At 73.9% G+C, this 16,757-nt stretch carries 18 protein-coding genes; 9 read left to right on the top strand and 9 right to left on the bottom strand.

Going from position 1 to position 16,757, the window contains the following annotated elements; all coding sequences use genetic code 11:
- The first annotated feature begins 17 nt into the window (after nucleotides 1–17).
- Complete coding sequence (locus ACYUD3_RS21525) at nucleotides 18–677, top strand: hypothetical protein (RefSeq protein ID WP_470972254.1); 660 nt, start codon at nucleotides 18–20, stop codon at nucleotides 675–677.
- Between the two features lie 67 nt (nucleotides 678–744).
- On the opposite strand, the gene ACYUD3_RS21520 is transcribed toward ACYUD3_RS21525, so the two are convergent.
- A complete protein-coding gene (locus ACYUD3_RS21520) occupies nucleotides 745–1,608 on the bottom strand; it encodes a YihY/virulence factor BrkB family protein (RefSeq protein ID WP_470972253.1) in 864 nt (287 codons plus the stop codon).
- A 426-nt stretch (nucleotides 1,609–2,034) separates the two neighbouring features.
- Here ACYUD3_RS21520 and ACYUD3_RS21515 point away from each other — a divergent pair, with 426 nt between their 5' ends.
- The 4 genes from ACYUD3_RS21515 to ACYUD3_RS21500 all read left to right on the top strand — a co-directional run bounded on the left by ACYUD3_RS21515 (nucleotide 2,035) and on the right by ACYUD3_RS21500 (nucleotide 5,982).
- Complete coding sequence (locus tag ACYUD3_RS21515) at nucleotides 2,035–2,373, top strand: DUF6542 domain-containing protein (protein WP_470972252.1); 339 nt, start codon at nucleotides 2,035–2,037, stop codon at nucleotides 2,371–2,373.
- The gene (locus ACYUD3_RS21510) at nucleotides 2,366–3,856 is read left to right on the top strand and encodes an LCP family protein (RefSeq protein WP_470972250.1); all 1,491 of its coding nucleotides are present in this window, start codon (nucleotides 2,366–2,368) and stop codon (nucleotides 3,854–3,856) included. The genes ACYUD3_RS21515 and ACYUD3_RS21510 overlap by 8 nt, the downstream gene beginning before the upstream one ends.
- 197 nt (nucleotides 3,857–4,053) lie before the next feature.
- Nucleotides 4,054–5,409, top strand: coding sequence for a D-alanyl-D-alanine carboxypeptidase/D-alanyl-D-alanine endopeptidase (gene dacB / locus ACYUD3_RS21505; protein ID WP_470972249.1), 1,356 nt, complete (start codon nucleotides 4,054–4,056; stop codon nucleotides 5,407–5,409).
- A 165-nt stretch (nucleotides 5,410–5,574) separates the two neighbouring features.
- A complete protein-coding gene (locus tag ACYUD3_RS21500; protein WP_470972247.1) occupies nucleotides 5,575–5,982 on the top strand; it encodes a hypothetical protein in 408 nt (135 codons plus the stop codon).
- Nucleotides 5,983–6,011: 29 nt separating this feature from the next.
- Here ACYUD3_RS21500 and ACYUD3_RS21495 read toward each other — a convergent pair whose 3' ends face one another.
- The gene (locus ACYUD3_RS21495) at nucleotides 6,012–6,698 is read right to left on the bottom strand and encodes a GNAT family N-acetyltransferase (protein WP_470972246.1); all 687 of its coding nucleotides are present in this window, start codon (nucleotides 6,696–6,698) and stop codon (nucleotides 6,012–6,014) included.
- A 163-nt stretch (nucleotides 6,699–6,861) separates the two neighbouring features.
- Here ACYUD3_RS21495 and ACYUD3_RS21490 point away from each other — a divergent pair, with 163 nt between their 5' ends.
- Nucleotides 6,862–7,047, top strand: a complete 186-nt coding sequence (locus ACYUD3_RS21490; protein WP_470972244.1) for a hypothetical protein — start codon at nucleotides 6,862–6,864, stop codon at nucleotides 7,045–7,047.
- Between the two features lie 2 nt (nucleotides 7,048–7,049).
- Here the strand turns inward: ACYUD3_RS21490 and ACYUD3_RS21485 are convergent, their stop codons facing one another.
- Complete coding sequence (locus ACYUD3_RS21485) at nucleotides 7,050–7,388, bottom strand: ArsR/SmtB family transcription factor (RefSeq protein WP_470972243.1); 339 nt, start codon at nucleotides 7,386–7,388, stop codon at nucleotides 7,050–7,052.
- Nucleotides 7,389–7,494: 106 nt separating this feature from the next.
- Nucleotides 7,495–8,367: a helix-turn-helix transcriptional regulator gene (locus ACYUD3_RS21480; RefSeq protein ID WP_470972241.1), complete on the bottom strand. Its 873-nt coding sequence runs from the start codon at nucleotides 8,365–8,367 to the stop codon at nucleotides 7,495–7,497.
- 148 nt (nucleotides 8,368–8,515) lie between these two features.
- Between ACYUD3_RS21480 and ACYUD3_RS21475 the strand changes: the two genes are divergently transcribed.
- The 3 genes from ACYUD3_RS21475 (at nucleotide 8,516) to ACYUD3_RS21465 (ending at nucleotide 11,558) form a co-directional block, all read left to right on the top strand.
- Nucleotides 8,516–9,916, top strand: coding sequence for a pyridoxal phosphate-dependent decarboxylase family protein (locus ACYUD3_RS21475; RefSeq protein WP_470972239.1), 1,401 nt, complete (start codon nucleotides 8,516–8,518; stop codon nucleotides 9,914–9,916).
- A complete protein-coding gene (locus ACYUD3_RS21470) occupies nucleotides 9,913–10,743 on the top strand; it encodes a hypothetical protein (RefSeq protein WP_470972237.1) in 831 nt (276 codons plus the stop codon). The genes ACYUD3_RS21475 and ACYUD3_RS21470 overlap by 4 nt, the downstream gene beginning before the upstream one ends.
- An 83-nt stretch (nucleotides 10,744–10,826) precedes the next feature.
- Nucleotides 10,827–11,558: an SDR family NAD(P)-dependent oxidoreductase gene (locus ACYUD3_RS21465; RefSeq protein ID WP_470972235.1), complete on the top strand. Its 732-nt coding sequence runs from the start codon at nucleotides 10,827–10,829 to the stop codon at nucleotides 11,556–11,558.
- A gap of 77 nt (nucleotides 11,559–11,635) precedes the next feature.
- Here the strand turns inward: ACYUD3_RS21465 and ACYUD3_RS21460 are convergent, their stop codons facing one another.
- From ACYUD3_RS21460 to ACYUD3_RS21440, 5 genes are all read right to left on the bottom strand, one after another.
- A complete protein-coding gene (locus tag ACYUD3_RS21460) occupies nucleotides 11,636–12,754 on the bottom strand; it encodes an NAD(P)-dependent alcohol dehydrogenase (RefSeq protein WP_470972233.1) in 1,119 nt (372 codons plus the stop codon).
- A gap of 95 nt (nucleotides 12,755–12,849) precedes the next feature.
- Nucleotides 12,850–13,815, bottom strand: a complete 966-nt coding sequence (locus ACYUD3_RS21455; protein ID WP_470972231.1) for a D-2-hydroxyacid dehydrogenase family protein — start codon at nucleotides 13,813–13,815, stop codon at nucleotides 12,850–12,852.
- Nucleotides 13,816–13,893: 78 nt separating this feature from the next.
- On the bottom strand, nucleotides 13,894–14,628 hold the full coding sequence (locus ACYUD3_RS21450) for a YoaK family protein (protein ID WP_470972229.1): 735 nt from the start codon (nucleotides 14,626–14,628) through the stop codon (nucleotides 13,894–13,896).
- 48 nt (nucleotides 14,629–14,676) lie between these two features.
- Nucleotides 14,677–15,912, bottom strand: coding sequence for a salicylate synthase (locus ACYUD3_RS21445; protein WP_470972227.1), 1,236 nt, complete (start codon nucleotides 15,910–15,912; stop codon nucleotides 14,677–14,679).
- A complete protein-coding gene (locus tag ACYUD3_RS21440; RefSeq protein ID WP_470972225.1) occupies nucleotides 15,912–16,718 on the bottom strand; it encodes a methyltransferase domain-containing protein in 807 nt (268 codons plus the stop codon). The genes ACYUD3_RS21445 and ACYUD3_RS21440 overlap by 1 nt, the downstream gene beginning before the upstream one ends.
- Nucleotides 16,719–16,757 lie beyond the last annotated feature (39 nt).

The raw sequence follows: 16,757 nt of genomic DNA, 5'->3' as shown, positions 1-16,757 counted from the left end.
TGCGGGACGCTTGCGGCATGGCGGTTCCAGCGGAAGACAGCTCCTTCATCGGCAGGGCACGGGAGTGGGAGGTGGTCGGGGCGGCGTTGCGGGAGCGGCGGCTGGTGACGCTCACGGGTCCCGGCGGGGTGGGCAAGACGCGGCTCGCGCAGCGGGTCGTGAGCGTAGGCCTGCCGGGGTACGGCGGTGAGGTCGGGTGGGCCGACCTCTCGCCGCTCTGCGGTCCGGAGGCGCTCGCCGCGACGGTCGCGGGCGCGCTCGGGCTGTCGGACCACACCCCGTGGCTGCCGGTGGACGCCGTCTGCTCGTGGGTGGGCGGGCGTCAGGTGCTGCTCGTGCTCGACTCCTGCGAGCGGCTGCCGGCCGAGTGCCGTGACCTGGCCGTCGATCTCCTCACCACCTGCCCGGACCTGCGCATCCTCACCACCAGCCGGGAGCCGCTCGGCGCCCCCGCCGAGACGGTGCTGCGCATCGCGCCGCCGCAGTCCACGGACGAGGCGCTGGCCCTGTTCGCCGACCGCGCCGCCGCGGCGGGCGCCCCGCTGAAGAGCGACGAGGATGTACGGCTGGCCCGGGAGCTGTGGGCGGGGCCGGGGCGGCGCTGGAGCTGCGCGAGACCTGTACGGCGGCGCGGGAGTACTGGACCCGGTCGTACGTGGACCACCGGCTGGCCCTGATCGCCGTCCTGGAGGGCCGCACCGAGGACCGCCCGGCGGCGCGCGCGGGGGACCGTTGCCGTGAGCCCTAGGTGTCGTCGTCCTTGCCGAGTTCGGCGGTGAACTGGGCGCCGGTCAGGAGCGCGAGGTTGGACAGCCAGAGCCAGAGGAGGAAGACGACGGCGCCGGCGAGGGAGCCGTAGAGCCTGCTGTACGCGCTGAGGGTGGCGGTGTAGAAGGCGAAGCCGGCGGAGACCGTCAGCCACAGGATCGCGGCGAGGGCGCCGCCGGGGAGGCTGCGGGAGCGGCGGCGGACGGGGGCGGGGCCGGTGTGGAAGACGACCACGACCAGCAGGGCGACCAGGCACAGCAGGACCGGCCAGCGCAGGAGGTTCCAGGCGAGGGCGGCCGTGCTGCCGAGGCCGAGCAGCCGGCCGACCGCCTCGGCGAGCGGGCCGGTGAGGAGGAGGGCGAGGGAGCCGGTCAGGAGGAGGGCGAGCAGGGCGAGCGCGGTGAGGGCGATGCGGTGGGCGCGGCGCCAGGGGGAGCGCTGGTCCTCGACGCGGTGCATGCGGTGCAGGGCGCGGCGGAACACGGCGAGATAGCTGGACGCCGACCACAGCGCGCTCACCGTCCCGGCCACCAGCAGCGGCCACGCGCCCCCGTCCGCGCCCAGCATCCGCGACAGCGCGGCGTGCAGGTCGCCCGCGGACTCGGCGGGCGCGTAGGCGGTGACGTGCGTGACGAACTTCTCGGCCGTACCGGGGCTGACCATGCCGAACGTCAGCACCGTCACCAGCAGCGCGGGCAGCACGGCGAGGATCGCGTAGTACGTCAGGGCCGCCGCGTAGTCGGAGATGTCGTCGTTCCACAGCGACGCGGGGGTGCGCCGCAGCGCCGGCCACCACCCGAGGGCGGTCCGGCTGCGGACGGGATGGACGTCAGCGGCCATGACCCCTACCGAAAACCCTCACCCTAAACCTGAGGGTGAGATCAACTCCCCGGCCCATGTCGACGCCCTTCCTCCTCAAGACACCTCCATCCTTCCTGACGGTGACGCGCCTGCCCGGAAAAGGTATCGGCTAACACGAACCCCACCGACTCGCACATACTTGCGTGATACTGCAACTAATGGCGTCCGATACTCGTCTAGCTCAGCGTAAGAGGCCCCGGTGTCCAAGTGAGTGCCGGTTCGGGCGGTGGAGCTAGTGAGTGGGAGCGGCGGATGCGAGAGCGGCGGGCGGTGCCTGTGGAGGGCGGGGAGCAGTGGGCGTACGGGCCGGTGCAGGGGCGGCAGGGGCATCGGCGCGCTGATGCGCCGGTGCGGCCCGGACCGGCCCGGGCCCGGCGGAGCGGGGCCTTTCGCAGAGGCGTCGGGGTGACTCTGCTGGTGCCGCCGGCCGTCGGTGCCGGCGTGGACGTCGTGCGCGGGAGCGGGCTCGGGGCCGGGCTCGCGGTCGGGGCCGTCGTCGGGTCGGTGTGGGCGGCCTCGCTCGCGGCGCGCCGGGGTGCGCTGTGGTGGCTGGTGCCGCTGCCGGTGCTCGCGACGGCCGTGGTGACCGGCGGGGCCGAGCTGCTCACCGGCTCCGACGGCACGCTCACCACGCAGCTGATCCGCGGCGCGGTCGCGGCGTTCCCGGCGATGGCCGCCGGGACGTGCGCGGTGCTGCTCGTGATCGCGGTGCGGGCGGCGGGCGGGAGGAGCCGTCGTGTCTGACGTACGCGCCCCCTGGGCCACCGCGCTGCGCGGGCTGGTGTGGACGGTGTCGGTCGCGCTGCTGATCGGCTGCGGGGTGACGTGGTGGGCGTACCACTCGCTGACCGACGGGCTGACCACCTCCGACGCGCTCGACAACATCGGCAAGCGGCCCGGCCATCTGGACGACTCCGTCAACCTGCTGCTCATCGGCCTGGACTCGCGCAAGGACATGAACGGAGGCGACCTGCCGAAGGAGTTCGTGCAGGACCAGCTGCACGCCGGGTCCAGCGACATCGGCTACTACAACACCAACACGCTGATCCTGATGCACATCCCGAAGGACGGCGGCAAGGTCCAGGCGTTCTCGATCCCGCGCGACGACTACGTCCGCACCCTCAACGGCGACGGCTCCGTCCAGGGCCACTACAAGATCAAGGAGGCGTACGCCAACGCGTACACCACCGCCCATGACAAGGCCGCGACGCAGGGTCTGAAGGGGGCGGAGCTGGAGGCGAAGGCGCGCGAGGCCGGCCGGGAGGCGACGCTGGCGACCGTGCAGGACTTCACCGGCGTGAGCGTCGACCACTTCGCCGAGGTCAACCTCCTCGGCTTCTACGACATCGCCAAGGTCCTCCAGCCCATCCCGGTCTGCCTCAACCACGCGGTGCGGGACCGCTATTCGGGCGCCGACTTCCCCGCGGGCCCCTCCGAGCTGGACGCCAGGCAGGCCCTGGCCTTCGTACGGCAGCGGCACGGTCTGGAGGGCGGCGACCTCGACCGCACCCGCCGCCAGCAGGCGTTCATCTCCAGCGTCACGCACAAGCTCAAGACCGAGGGCGTGTGGGGCGACCTGGGCAAACTCCAGGGCCTGTTCGGCGTGGTGAAGAAGGACGTCGTCCTCGACAACTCCTGGAACGTCCTGGACTTCGCCCGCCAGGCGCCCAATCTGACCGGCGGCAACGTCGTCTTCCACACCCTGCCGATCACCGGCTTCGCGACCCGCAACCGGGAGTCGGTGAACCTCGTCGACCCCGACCGCGTCAAGCAGATCGTCCAGCAGGCGTTCGGGACGAGCGCCCAGCCGTCCGCCGCCGCCTCGGCCGCCGGGCCCGACCCGGACGCCGCGCGGACCACGGTCGACGTCCTCAACGGCAACGGCGCCCACGGCGCGGCCGGCACCGAGCTGGACGCCCTGACCGCGCTCGGCTACATGGCGGGCAGCGTCGGCAACGCGGCCCAGCAGTCGACGACGGCCGTCTTCTACGGCAGCGGCGCGGGTGACGCGGCGCAGCGGATCGCCGGCCACCTGAACGCGGGCTCGGCGACGGCGAGTCCGGGCGTCCCTGCGGGGCACGTCAGGGTCGTCATCGGCCGGAACTGGACGGCGCCGGCGGCCGGCGGCGGCAAGAGCGACGGCGGTGCGGCGGCGAAGCCGGCCCCGTCCACGACGCAGGACTCGGGCCCGGCGGTCCGGGCGGGCGGGGTGCCGTGCGTCAACTGACCCTCACAGAGCCGCACGTCAACTGAGGCTCACATAAACGACATCGGGTTTTCTTCACTGTCCCTTCGCAGCTTTCTGATGTCATGCTCCCCCTCAAGAGGTGTGATGTCCGAGGTGGGTGCGACAGCTGATGCGGCGTGCCCGCCGCCTCTTCATGTCAACCCCCCGCACGCGAACCGAAGGCTCCGGAACACCCGATGATCGATACAGCTGTGGACACGTCCGACTCGTTCCTCCCGGGCGGCCGGCGGCGCCACCGCAAGCCCAAGGCGGCGGGCCCCGGCCTGCGCCGCGCCCTCGTCCTCGCGATGGCCCTGCCGGTGGCGTCCGCCGCCCTCGCCGGGCCGTCGGCCTTCGCCGCGGACAAGGGCACGACGGCGAAGACGGCCGCCGAACTCGACGCCGACGACCAGCAGATGGCCGCGAACCTGGAGACCCGCGTCCTGGACCAGCGGCTGGGCACGGACGTCAGCGGCGTGGTCCTCGACGCGGAGTCGGACACCACGATCTGGGGCCACAACGCGTCGACCGCGCTGATGCCGGCGTCCAACGCCAAGCTCGCCACGTCGACCGCGGCCCTCACGGTCCTCGGCCCGCACCACCGCTTCACCACCAAGGTCGTCTACGGCGACGGCACCCTCACCCTCGTCGGCGGCGGCGACCGCACCCTCACCACCGCCGACCTGACCGAGCTGGCCAAGACGGCGGTCGCCGGGCTGAAGGCGGCGGGCCTGACGTCGGTGAAGGTCGCCGTCGACGACAGCCTCTTCCCCGCGCCCAGCCTGGCCAACGGCTGGAACGAGGGCTACTACCCCGACAACATCGCCCCCGTGCGCGCCCTCGTCGTCGACGGGCACGGCGTCCAGGACACCTCCCTCGACGCCGGCCAGGTCTTCGCCCAGCAGCTCGCCGCCCAGGGCGTCACGGTCACCGGCGACGTCACCCGGGCCACCGCGAGCCGTACGGACGTGCCCGTCGCCCGGCACCGGTCGGCGCCGCTGTCCGACATCGTCCACACGATGCTCAAGCAGAGCGACAACAACATCGCCGAGACCCTCCTGCGCGCCACCGCCCTGGCCGCCGGCCGCCCCGCGACCTTCGAGGGCGGCACCGAGGTCGTGCGCGACGTGCTGAGCCGGGTGTACGGCGTGTCCCTCGACAACTTCGAGATCTACGACGGCAGCGGGCTGTCCCGCGCGGACCGCATCCCGGCCGCGACCCTCGCCGAGATCCTGGAGGTGGCGACCCGCCCCGAGCACGCCCGCGTCCTGGGCTCGATCATCGACGGCCTGCCCATATCCGGCGAGGCGGGCAGCACCCTCGGGCCGGAGTGGGGCCGCTTCGACGACCCCGACTCCAAGTGCGCGGTCGGCAAGGTGCACGCCAAGACCGGCACCCTCACCGGGGCGATCGCGCTGAGCGGTCTGACGCAGGGCAAGGACGGCAAGTGGAAGGTGTTCTCCTTCGTGGAGAACAACTCCACCGCCGCCCCCAGCAGCATCAAGGACGCCATGGACGGCCTCGCGGCGACCGTGAACGGGTGCTTCGCATAAGGTCCTTGACTGTCCCACGGTGACGTCACGCAGGGACGGGTTCTCGCAGGTCAGGGGCGTGCGCGTCCCAGGATCCCGTCAGCTGCGGCCAAGGCGTGGCGCGCCGGGCCTCCGGGCCTCGAAGATCGACGGCGTCGGCATTCAGGCCCGGAAGAAAGTCCAGGAATGCAGCTTCGAAAGACCATGGCCTCGCTGGCGGTCGCCGTGACGGCGCTCGCGGGCACCCTTCTCCTGCCCGGCACGGCGAGCGCGTCCACCGGTGGCGGCTGCTACACGGCGAGCGCGGGCGGGAACACCGTCGAGCCCTGTATCAGCGCGAGCGGGCACTACGCCGAGCCCGACGGGTACATCATCAAGAACACCGGGTGCGCGTCGGCGTACATCGAGGTTCTGGTGTCCGGCAGCGAGAAGCGGGTGGCCGAGCACAGTGTCAGCTGCTCGCTCGGCCACAAGGGCCCGTTCCCGTATCTCGCGACGAACGGCGAGCAGTTGGAGACTCAGCTGATCACGCTGGACTCCTCCGGCATCGTGATCGCGTCCGTCATCGGCCGGTCCGTCACCGTCTCCTGGTGACACCGTGCCCCGGCGCTCCGGCGCCGGGGCTACGGCGTGCGGAACCCCTGGAAGGTCACCTTCTTGCGGGTCTCGAACCCGAGCCGCTCGTACAGCGCGAGCGCGACCGTGTTGGCCTCGGCCGCGTGCAGGAAGGGCCGTTCGCCCCGTGCGCTGATCCGCGCGGTCAGCTCCCGCACCAGGCGCGCCGCGTGGCCCTGGCCGCGCGCGTGGGGGGCCGTGCAGACGGCGCTGATCTCGGTCCACCCCGGTGGCCGCAGCCGCTCGCCCGCCATCGCGATCAGACTGCCGCCGGCGTCCCGGATCCCGAGGTACGTGCCGAGTTCGAGGGTGCGCGGCCAGAAGGGGCCGGGTTTGGTCAGCTCGACGAGGGCGAGCATCTCGGGCACGTCGGCCGGCCCCAGCTCGCTCACGCCGTCCCCGGCCGGCGCCGGTCCGCCGGTCCAGATCAGCTGGCGTCCTTCGAGGGAGAAGACCGGCTCCCAGTCGGCCGGCGGGAGCGCCGGGCAGCTGAACATGTCGGCGAAGGCGTCCTGGCCGAGCAGTTCGGCGAGGTCCGCCCAGTCCTCCTTGTCCGCGTCGGCGGGCAGCGCGGAGAAGGTCGCGACGCCGGTGAGGTAGGTGGCGGCGCGGCCGAGCCGGCGGCCGAGGCGGGCGTGGTGGGTACGGAGCGACTCCCCCACCGGGTCGTCGAGAGCGGTGACGTCATGGTCCACTGTGGTGCTGGGCCTTCCATCCGGACTGCGGTGATGATCTGGACCGCCAGGATGCCACCTGCCCGGCGGACCGCCCCCCGGCCGCCCGCTCTCCCCATGCCGTACTGTCAATTTGAAGATGTCTTCAAGTTGACTTGATCATCCAGTGGGAGGGGTCGTCCGGGTGGGTGGTTTCACCGAGGCGTTGCGGGAGCGGGTAGAGGTGGCGCGGGAGCGGGTGGCGGCGGCCGTGCGGGACGAGGACGTGTACGAACTGGCGGCGGCGCAGGACGAGTTGGACGACGCCGTACGGATCGCGCGGGAGCACGGGGTGGCGGTCGGCCCCGGTGGGGAGGGCGCCGCCGGGTGAGCCTACGGCTCCTCCCCCGTCGCCCGCAGATCCGCGAGCAGTTCGGCCTGTCCCGCCAGCACTCCCGAGAGGATCGTCCGCGCCACCCGCAGCAGTTCCGCGACGTGAGGGCTCGTCAGGGAGTAGTACACCGTCGAGCCCTCCTTCCGCGTCACCACGAGGTTCGCCCGCCGCAGCACCGCCAGCTGCTGGGAGAGATGCGCCGGTTCCAGGCCGACCTCGGGGAGGAGTTCGGCGACGGCGTGCTCGCGCTCGCTGAGGAGTTCGAGGACGCGGATGCGGGCGGGGTGGCCGAGGGTCTTGAAGAACTCGGCCTTGAGCTGGTACAGCGGGGCGCTCATCGGCCCGCCCCCGTCCCACCCGCCGGGCGGTCCGGCCGGGCACCTTGCGTCCATCTGCTCGTCACACACATGTGGCCCATCCTCCCCCACGGCGCAGAGTGGGCCGTCAGCCGAGGGCGGGCTCCCGGTCGGGCTGGTCGAGGGCGGTCATCACCTCGTACTCCGGGGTGCCCGGCGCCGCGTGATAGGCGACGAGGCGCCGGCCGGCGGGGCCGTCGAAGGTCAGGGAGTGGTAGCCGAGCCGGAACGTGCCGGCGACGGGGTGGTGGAACAGCTTGCTGCCGTGGGTGCGGCCCATGACGTCGTAGTACTCCCACAGGAGGGCGAACTCGGGGCTCTTGACGAGGAGTTCGTCGACGAGCGCGACGAGGCCGGGGGCGTCGGGCTCGACGCCGGCGAGGGCGCGCAGCCGGGCCACGGTGCCGCGGATCTGGTACTCCCAGTCGTCGAAGAGGACGCGCGCGGTGGGGTGGAGGAAGACGTAGCGGACGATGTTGCGCTGTCCCTCGGGCCAGTCCGCGAGGCCCGCCAGGAGGTTCAGGCCGCTGGGGGTGGCGGCGATGAGGTCCATCGTGCGGCTGACGACGTGCACGGGGTGGGGCCGCATGCTCTCCAGGAGGAGTCCGAGCCCGGTGTCGGCGGTCCGCGCGAGGTCGGCGGCCGGTGGCGTGTTGCCGCGGCCCCGCGCCGCGCGCGCCGCGAGGTCGCGCAGGTGGGCCAGTTCGGGGCTCTCCAGGAGCAGCGCCGCGCCGAGCGCATCGACGACGGAGGGGCTGGGGTTGGTCTCCTTGCCGCGTTCGAGGCGCGTGTAGTAGTCGATGCTCACCCCGGCCAGCGCCGCCAGCTCCTCCCGGCGCAGGCCCGGTGTCCGCCGTATCCCCGTCCCCGCAGGCAGTCCCACGTCCGCCGGTGTCACCCGCCCTCGTCTCGCCCTCAGGAATACCCCCAGTTCGCTGTTGCTGCGCCGTTCACGTGCCATGCCTTCCAGTGTCGCTCGCCCTGACCTGCGCGGCAGCCGCGAGAGGTGCCCTGATGCACCCCTTGACGCGTCCGGGGCGAGCGGCTTTGGACAGGCGGCGGGCGGCGCGATCGTCTCCAATGGAAGGCCCGGGAGATGGGACACACCGATGCGTCTGACCGACTGGCTCGGCCGCGCCGCCGACGCCATCGCCGACTGGCAGCACACCCACGGCCCGGTCCCTGACCACCCGAGCACCGCCGTCGACGAGCGCGCCCTGGCCGACGCGTTCGCCGAGCTCACCGGCCGGCTGCGCGCCAGCTACCCGTTCTTCCACCCCCGCTACGCCGGCCAGGTGCTCAAGCCCCCGCACCCGGTGGCGGTCGTCGGCTACACGGCGGCGATGCTGATCAACTCCAACAACCACGCCCTGGACGGCGGCCCGGTCACCTCCCGGCTGGAGGAGGAGGTGATGGCCCAGCTCGCCGGGTTCTGGCAGGTCCCGGGCGCCCTGGGCCATCTCACGACCAGCGGCACCCTCGCCAACCTCGAAGCCCTCTACGTCGCCCGCGAGAGCCACCCCGGCCAGGGGATCGCGCACAGCTCCGACGCCCACTACACGCACGCCCGCATGTGCCACCTCCTCGGCATGGAGGCGCACCCGGTGCCGGTCGACGCGCGCGGCCGGATGGACACCGACGCACTCGCCGGGCTCCTGGCCAGTGGCCGGATCGGGACCGTCGTGGCGACCATGGGGACGTCGCCCCTGGGCGCGGTCGACCCGCTGCACACCGTCGTCGCGCTCGCCCGCCGGCACGGCGCGCGGGTGCACGTGGACGCGGCCTACGGCGGTTTCCACCGGCTCCTGGCCGAGCCCGGCATCGGCCTCCTGGACGACCTCGCGCCCTGGCGGGCGCTGTCCGCGTGCGACTCGCTCGCCGTCGACCCGCACAAGCACGGCCTCCAGCCGTACGGCTGCGGCGCGGTGCTGTTCGCCGATCCGGAGGTGGCCCGCTTCTACGGGCACGACTCGCCGTGCACGTACTTCTCCTCCCCGGACCGCCACCTGGGCCAGATCAGCCTGGAGTGCTCGCGCTCCGGGGCGGCGGCAGCGGCCCTGTGGCTGACGCTGCGGCTGTTCCCGCTCACCCCGGGCGGCCTCGGCGCGGTCCTCGCCGCCGGCCGCCGGGCCGCCCTGGACTGGGCCGAGAGAATCGGGCGCTCGCCGGTGCTGGAGCTGTACCAGCGGCCCGACCTGGACATCGTCACGTACTTCCCGCGCGCCGTGACCGCGCTGGGCGCCCTCGGCTCGGTGGTGCCGGAGCTGGTGGAGCGCGGCGCGCGGGACCCGGCCGACCCGGTGTTCCTGAGCGCGCTGCGGGTGGACGCCGACGCCGCCGTCCGCAGGCATCCCCGGCTGACGCGCGACCGCGAGGAGACGTACGTGCTGCGCAGCGCGCTGATGAAGCCGGAGGCGGAGCCGTACGTGCCTGTTCTGCACCGGCGGGTGGAGGAGCTGGTGCGCGCCGGGATGGCCGGCTCTCCGTACCCGATGCGCCGCCCGCGATGAGCGGTCCCCTGCTGTCCCTTCCCCCGGCCCAGTCCCTGCCCGCGTCCCTGGCCCGGCTGCCAGGACCCGGCCCGCTGGCGCCGGCCGGCCGCCGTACCCGGGCGGGGACCGCGCAGGAGCAGGCGTACGACCGGTACTTCGGGGTGTGCCGGCGCTCCGGTGATCCGGCGGCGCTGCTGTACCGGGCGCTGCGGCAGGCGCTGGCCGCGCCGGAGCTGGCCTCGCCCCGGCTGCGGGCCGTGTCCCGGCTGCTCGGCCCGGTGCTGCCGGTGCCGTGGCCCGAGCCCGCGCCCGCGGCGCCGTCCGCGCAGGGCCGCTGGATCGCCGGGCACCGGCTGTTCTTCGTGCTGACCCAGCTGACCACGGTGGCCCTGCGGGACGCCCGCGGGGCCGCCGACCACCGCGCCCCCGCCCTGACGGCGGCCCGGCTGCTGCGCGCGGGCGCCGAGGCGCTGCGGCTGACCGCCGCCTTCCCCGCCGAGCGCTACCGCTCCCGCGTACGGCCCTCGATGAGCCCGCCGGGCGCGCCCGAGGGGTTCTCGGGGCTGTGGTCGGCCGATCACCGGGTGCTGGTGCGGGAGTTGCGCGTGTGGGGCGCACATCACCTGCGGGTGTGCGCCGGCCCCTGCGCGGCGCAGGGCCGGCTGGTCGCGGCGCTCACGGAGGTCCATGACGCGCATCACGGCGTCTGCGCACGGTTCGTGGGCCCCCGGCCCTCGCTGCTGGGCGGCGCCGAGGACGCGCTGACGACGCTGGAGCGGCTGTCGCGGACCCGGCGGCGGGCGCTGTCGCCGGAGGGCGGGGAGCCGGGGCCGACGGCAACCTGACCGCTGGGTCAATTTCCGTGCTACGGTCGGCCGTATAACCTGACCGCCGGGTCAGGTTAGCTCTGGACCCGAAGGGAACCCCCATGTCCAAAGTGATCGCCGTCTTCGGCGCGGGCACCGGCCTCGGTGTCGCCGTCGCCCGCCGCTTCGGCCGCGAAGGCTTCCGCGTCGCCCTCGTGGCCCGCCGCAAGGACCGCCTGGAGACGCTGGCCGCGCAGCTGGAGGAGGACGGCGTCGAGGCCGCCGCCTTCCCCGCCGACCTGTCCGACCCGTCGGGGGTGCCCGCGCTGATCGGCGCGATCCGCGAGCGCTTCGGGCGGATCGACGTCGTCGAGTACGGCCCCCTCGGCGGCGACACCGCCTTCACCCCGGCCGCTCAGCTCGACGCGGCGACGGTGGAGTCGTTCACCGGGCTGCTCCTGCTGACCCCGGTCGAGGTGTTCCGCGCCGTCCTGCCGGAGCTGGCCGAGCGCGGGGACGGCGCGCTGCTGATGACCACCGGCTACACGGCCGTCCGGCCGACGCCGCGGCTCAGCGGCCCTGGCCCGGTGATGGCCGCCGCGCGCAACTATGTGTACGCGCTCAACGGGGAGCTGGCCGGGAAGGGGGTCTACGCCGGCACGCTCAGCGTCGCGGCGATGATCACGGGCAGCGAGGCGGCGCAGGCCCTCGAGGCGCGCGGCTCCGAGGGGGCGGCGGATCTGGCGGGGTTCCCGGTCGCCGATCCGGCCGAACTCGCCGAGCTGTACTGGGACATGTATGTGCGGCGGGACCGGGTGGAGCAGGTGTTTCCTGTGGAGCTGGCGACGGCCTGACGCCCCCCAGGAGTCGGCTCAGCTCCCGGAGGTTCGGTCCCCGGAGGTTCAGTCCCGGAAGCTCAGTCCCCGGAGGTTCAGTTCCCGGCGGCTCGGCCCCCGGAGGCCCGGTCCCCGAACATGAGCACCGGCTTGACCGCCGTCCCCTCCCGCATCCCCGCGACCGCGTCCGCGATGTCCTCGAACGGGAACGTGCTGACGATCCGTTCGAGGGGGAGGCGGCCCTCGCGGTGGAGGGCGATCAGCTCGGGGATGAACCGGGACGGCAGCGAGTCGCCCTCGATCACGCCGTGCACGCGAACTCCCTTGTGCAGCAAGGGCATCACGTCGAAGCTCAGCTCCGTGCCGAGGCCGAGCAGCGCCAGATTCCCCAACGGCCGCAGCGCGCCCACCGCTTGGCGGACCGCCTCGGGACGGCTGGTGGTGTCGACGACGTGATGGGCGCCGCCCGCCGTGAGGTCGCGGAGGCTGTCGGCGAGGTCGGGAGCGGGGGCCAGCGCCGCCTGGGCGCCGAGTTCCAGCGCCAGTTGACGCCGGGAGGCGACCGGATCGACGCCGATGACCTCGCAGCCGACGGCGACGGCGGCCATGAGCGCGCTGAGTCCGACGCCGCCGCAGCCGATGACGACCAGGGAGTCGCCGGGCCCGGGCCGCAGCCGGTTCAGGACGGTCCCGGCGCCGGTCTGGACCCCGCAGCCCAGCGGCGCGGCGAGGTGGGCGGGCAGATCGGCGGGGACCTTGACGGTGTTGCGTACGTGGGCCAGGGCGTGGGTGGCGAAGCTGGACTGGCCGAAGAAGACGCCGTGCACGGGGGCGCCGGCGCGGGAGAGCGGGGTGGTGCCGTCGGGCCGGGTGCCGGAGGCGTTCAGCGCGTACATGGAGTGGCAGTAGGCGGGCCGGCCGGCCGCGCACTGTTCGCAGGCGCCGCAGCTGGTGAAGGTCAGGCACACGTGGTCGCCGGGCCCGAGCCCGCGCACCCCGGCGCCGACCGCCTCGACGACTCCGGCCCCCTCGTGCCCGAAGACCATCGGCAGCCGCTCCCGCGACCAGCCGGCCTGGGCGCTGAGGTCGGAGTGGCAGAGCCCGGCCGCGACCATCCTGACCAGCACTTCTTCGGCGCGCGGCGGTTCGAGGTCGACGTCCTGTACGACGAAAGGGCCGCCGGGGGTCTCGGTGAGGGCCGCTCGGATGCGCATACCGGGTCTTCCTTCCGCCGCGCGGGTCCGGAGGAGACCCTGCCAGAACGGCCCCCGCGCGGGCGGGACGGACCCGGCCGGTTCACCCGCCCGATTCACCCCGCCGGGATCACCCGTACGGGAGCCCCCTCCAGATAGGCGGTGATGTCCTCGACGGCGTGCGTGTAGAAGGTGCGGTAGTTGCGCTCGGTCACGTACCCGATGTGCGGGGTCGCGAGCACGTTCGGCAGGGTGCGCAGCGGATCGTCGGCGGCCAGCGGCTCGGTCTCGAAGACGTCGAGTCCGGCCCCGGCGATCCAGCCCTCGCGCAGGGCGCGCAGCAGCGCCTCGCGGTCGACGATGGCGGCGCGGGAGGTGTTGACGAGGTAGGCGTGGGGCCGCATCGCGCGCAGCTCCGGTTCGCCGAGGAGCCCCCGGGTGCGGTCGGACAGCACGAGGTGGACCGACACGAAGTCGCTGCGGGCCAGCAAGTCCTCTTTGCTCGCCGCCAGTTGAACCCCGGCGTCGGCGGCGCGCTGGGCGGTGAGGTGCTGGCTCCAGGCGAGCACCTCCATCCCGAACGCGGCGCCCACGCGGGCGACTTGGCTCCCCAGCCGGCCGAGCCCGAGCAGTCCGAGGGTGCGCCCGTGCAGGTCCTGTCCGACGGTCGACTGCCACGGCCCGTTCTCCCGCACCGACCTGCTCTCGGCGGTGAGGTGCCGGGCGAGCCCGAGCAGCAGCGCCCAGGTGAGTTCGGCGGGCGGCGTCGCGTCCACCCCCGTACCGCACACGGTGACGCCCCGCGCGGCAGCCGCCGCGAGGTCGATGGAGGCGTTGCGCGTACCGGTCGTCACCAGCAGCCGCAACTTCGGCAGCCGGGCGAGGAGTTCGGCGCCGAAGGGGGTGCGTTCGCGCATGGCGACGACGATCTCGCAGTCGCCGATCTCGGCGGCGAGCCGGTCGGGGTCGACGACGTTCTCCCGCAGCACCCGCACCTCGGCGCGCCCGGCGAGCGGGCTCCAGTCGGCGGACGTGAGCGCGACGCCCTGGTAGTCGTCCAGCACAGCGCAGTGGAGGGTCATACGGACGTCCTGCCTCTCGGAGGGGGTACGGCCAAACGCGCCGGACGCGGCGGTCATGCTACCGACGGGGCGGGCCGGTCACAGCGGTCGCGTCCACTCCGCGTCCGACCGCCCCAGCCGGGCGACGGCGAGCGCGGCGGCGGCCAGCAGCAGCACGGCGATCAGCAGCGGCAGGGCCTCGCTCCCGTGCCGGACGGCGACGGCTCCGGCGAGACCGCCCGCGAACATGGCCAGCGCGGACAGGGCCCGCCGCCCGGCCTTGCCGCTCGTCCCGCCGGCGGCCCTGCTGTCGGCGGCCATGCCGGTGATGGTCATGGTGAGCACGGTGGTGGTGAGGTCGGGGACGCCGAGGGCGCGGGCGGCGGCGTTCTGGACGCCCATGGCGAGGCCGAGCAGCCCGATCAGGACGTACCGGGCGGTGCCGTCGTAGGGGCCGCCGCTCGCCCGCGCGACGGCGTACGCGGCCAGGACCAGCAGTGTCTCGACGGCGAGCGCCCGTTGGAGGGCCCGGCCGCGGTGGGTGCGGGCGGTGCGGGCCGTCCGGCCGCCGAGGAGGGCGCCTGCGGCGAAGGCGGCGAGCGCGGCCAGGGAGGCGGTGAGGGAGAAGCCGGCGGCGCCCGCGAGGGCGAACCCGGTGAAGACGACGTTGCCGGTCATGTTGGCGACGAAGACATGGCCGAGGACGAGGTAGCTGAAGGCGTCCACGAGTCCGGTGACGACGGTCAGCAGGAGCATCAGCGGCGGCAGCGGCCCGTGCCTGCCGCCCCGGCCGGGCACCAGGGTGGCCCACGCGTCCCGCAGCACACCGCCCATGGTCCGCTCGTCCTTTCCCTCCGGGACTCCCAGCCTGAGCGTAGGCGGTCATCCCCGCCCGACGAGATACCCGGCGACCCCGCGCAGCTTCTCGCACGTCTCCTCGTGCTCCCGCTCGGGTGTGGACTGCCGTACGACGCCGGCGCCGGCCTGGAGCCAGCAGTGGCCGTCGCGGCGGAACAGGCTGCGCAGGACGAGGGCGGCGTCGAGGGTGCCGTCGGCGTCGCAGGTGAGGACGGCGCCGGCGTAGAGGCCCCGGGGCCTGCCTTCCAAGGCGCGGATCAGGGGGTAGGCGGCGGATTTGGGGATGCCCGTCGCGGTGACCGCCGGGAAGAGCGCGGCGAAGGCGTCCCAGGGGCCGAGGCCGGGGCGCAGGCGGCCGGTGACGGTGGAGGCGAGGTGCTGGACGGTGCCGCGCGCGAGGACGCTCATGTAGTCGGTGACCACGGTCTCGTCGCAGACCGCGCCCAGGTCCTCCAGGGCGAGCTTCACGGAGATGGCGTGCTCGTGGATCTCCTTGGGGTCGCCGAGGAGTTCGGCGCGCAGCCGGGCGTCGTCCCCGGGCCGTCCGGTGCGTGCCCGGGTCCCGGCCAGCGGGCGGGTGGTGACCCGGCCGTCGGCGGTGACCTCGGCGACCGTCTCGGGGCTGAACCCGGCCGCCTGCACCCCGCCGAGGTCCAGCAGGAAGGAGCGCGCGGGAGTGTTGGCGCGCCGCCCGGCGGCGAAGCTGGCGATCAGGTCCACGTCGTCCGGCAGCGGCACCCGCCGCGACAGGATCACCTTCTCCAGTTCCCCGGGCCCGCCCAGCTCGACCAGGGCCGCCGCGACCGCCGACCGGTAGTTCCCGGTGTCGTCGAGCGGGACCTCGATCCGCCGCCCGCCCGGCGCCGGACCCCCGTCGCGCACCAGCTCCGTGACGAGCGCGAGCCGTTCGGCCGACATCGCGCGGACGACGACGCCGGTGCCGTCGGCGCGGACCTCCTCGGCCGGCACGACGAGGTGCAGCAGGGTCTCCCCGTGGGACACCCCGGCGCCGAGCTCGAACGCCGCCCACCCGTACGCCCGCCAGCCGGCGACCCCCGCCCCGGCGAGCCGCTCCCCCACCCGCCGCAGCCCGTCCGGCTCCCGCAGCTCCACGGCGGCCAGCGCGCCCCCGGCCAGCGCCCATTCGGCGCCGTTCTCGTACACGACGTAGGGCGTGAACCGCCCGCTCGCGGCGAGCCGGGTCATCAGGGCCGACGGCTCCTCCCCGGACGGTATCCGGGCTTCCAGGTAACGCCTCATCACGCGCTCTCCTCCGGCCGCCGGCCCCGCACGCTGACCAGGGGATAGGAGTTCACGACGAACTCCGGGTGCCCCAACAGGGCGTAGAAGGCGTCCAGTTCACCGGCGCTCACGCCTGCCGTGAGCAGTTGGCCGGCGACCTGTTCCACGTTGTGCCGGTGCAGGGCGATGCCCTCGCCGCCGCCCGCCCACGCCTGCGCGTGGGTGACCGCCGTGAGGTCCCGCAGTCCGGCCGCCCTCATCGCCGCGAGCGTCCGCCGTCCCCACAGGGGGTCGCCGCCCGCTTTCTCCAGGAGGTCCATCAGGGCCGTGTGGACGTGCTCGAACAGCGCCGCCGACGCCTGATTCGGGGCCGCCAGCACGGGCAGCCAGCCGCAGTCGAACTCCTCCAGCAGCAGCGCTCCGCCGGGCCGCAGCGCGGCGGCGAGCCGGTGCAGGACTTCGAGCCGTTCGGGCAGGTGGAGCAGGACGAGGCGGGCGTGGATGAGGTCGTAGCCGTGTCCGGGCAGCGGGTCGTGGACGATGTCGTGCCGTAACAGGCGCAGTTGGGGCAGCCGGCGGCGGCCTGCGGCCCAGCGGGGTTCGAGTTCGGTGACGGTGACCTCGCCGGCGGGCCCGACCCGCCCCGCCATCCACTCCCCCAACGAGCCGCTGCCGCCGCCCACTTCGAGGCAGCGCCAGCCGGTGGTGAGCCCGGTGCGGGCCAGCTCGCGGCGCGAGACGGGGTCGTAGCACGACTCCAGGGCGGCGAAGCGTCCGCCCGCCTGTGCGGCGGCGCTGTCGAAGACGTATCGGGACACGGTCATCCCCCTTTTTCCAGAAATCTCCAGAAGCTCCGGCCCCAT

It is taken from the genome of Streptomyces sp. AMJ-169, assembly GCF_055597585.1.
This window is presented reverse-complemented; position numbering and strand designations above follow the sequence as displayed.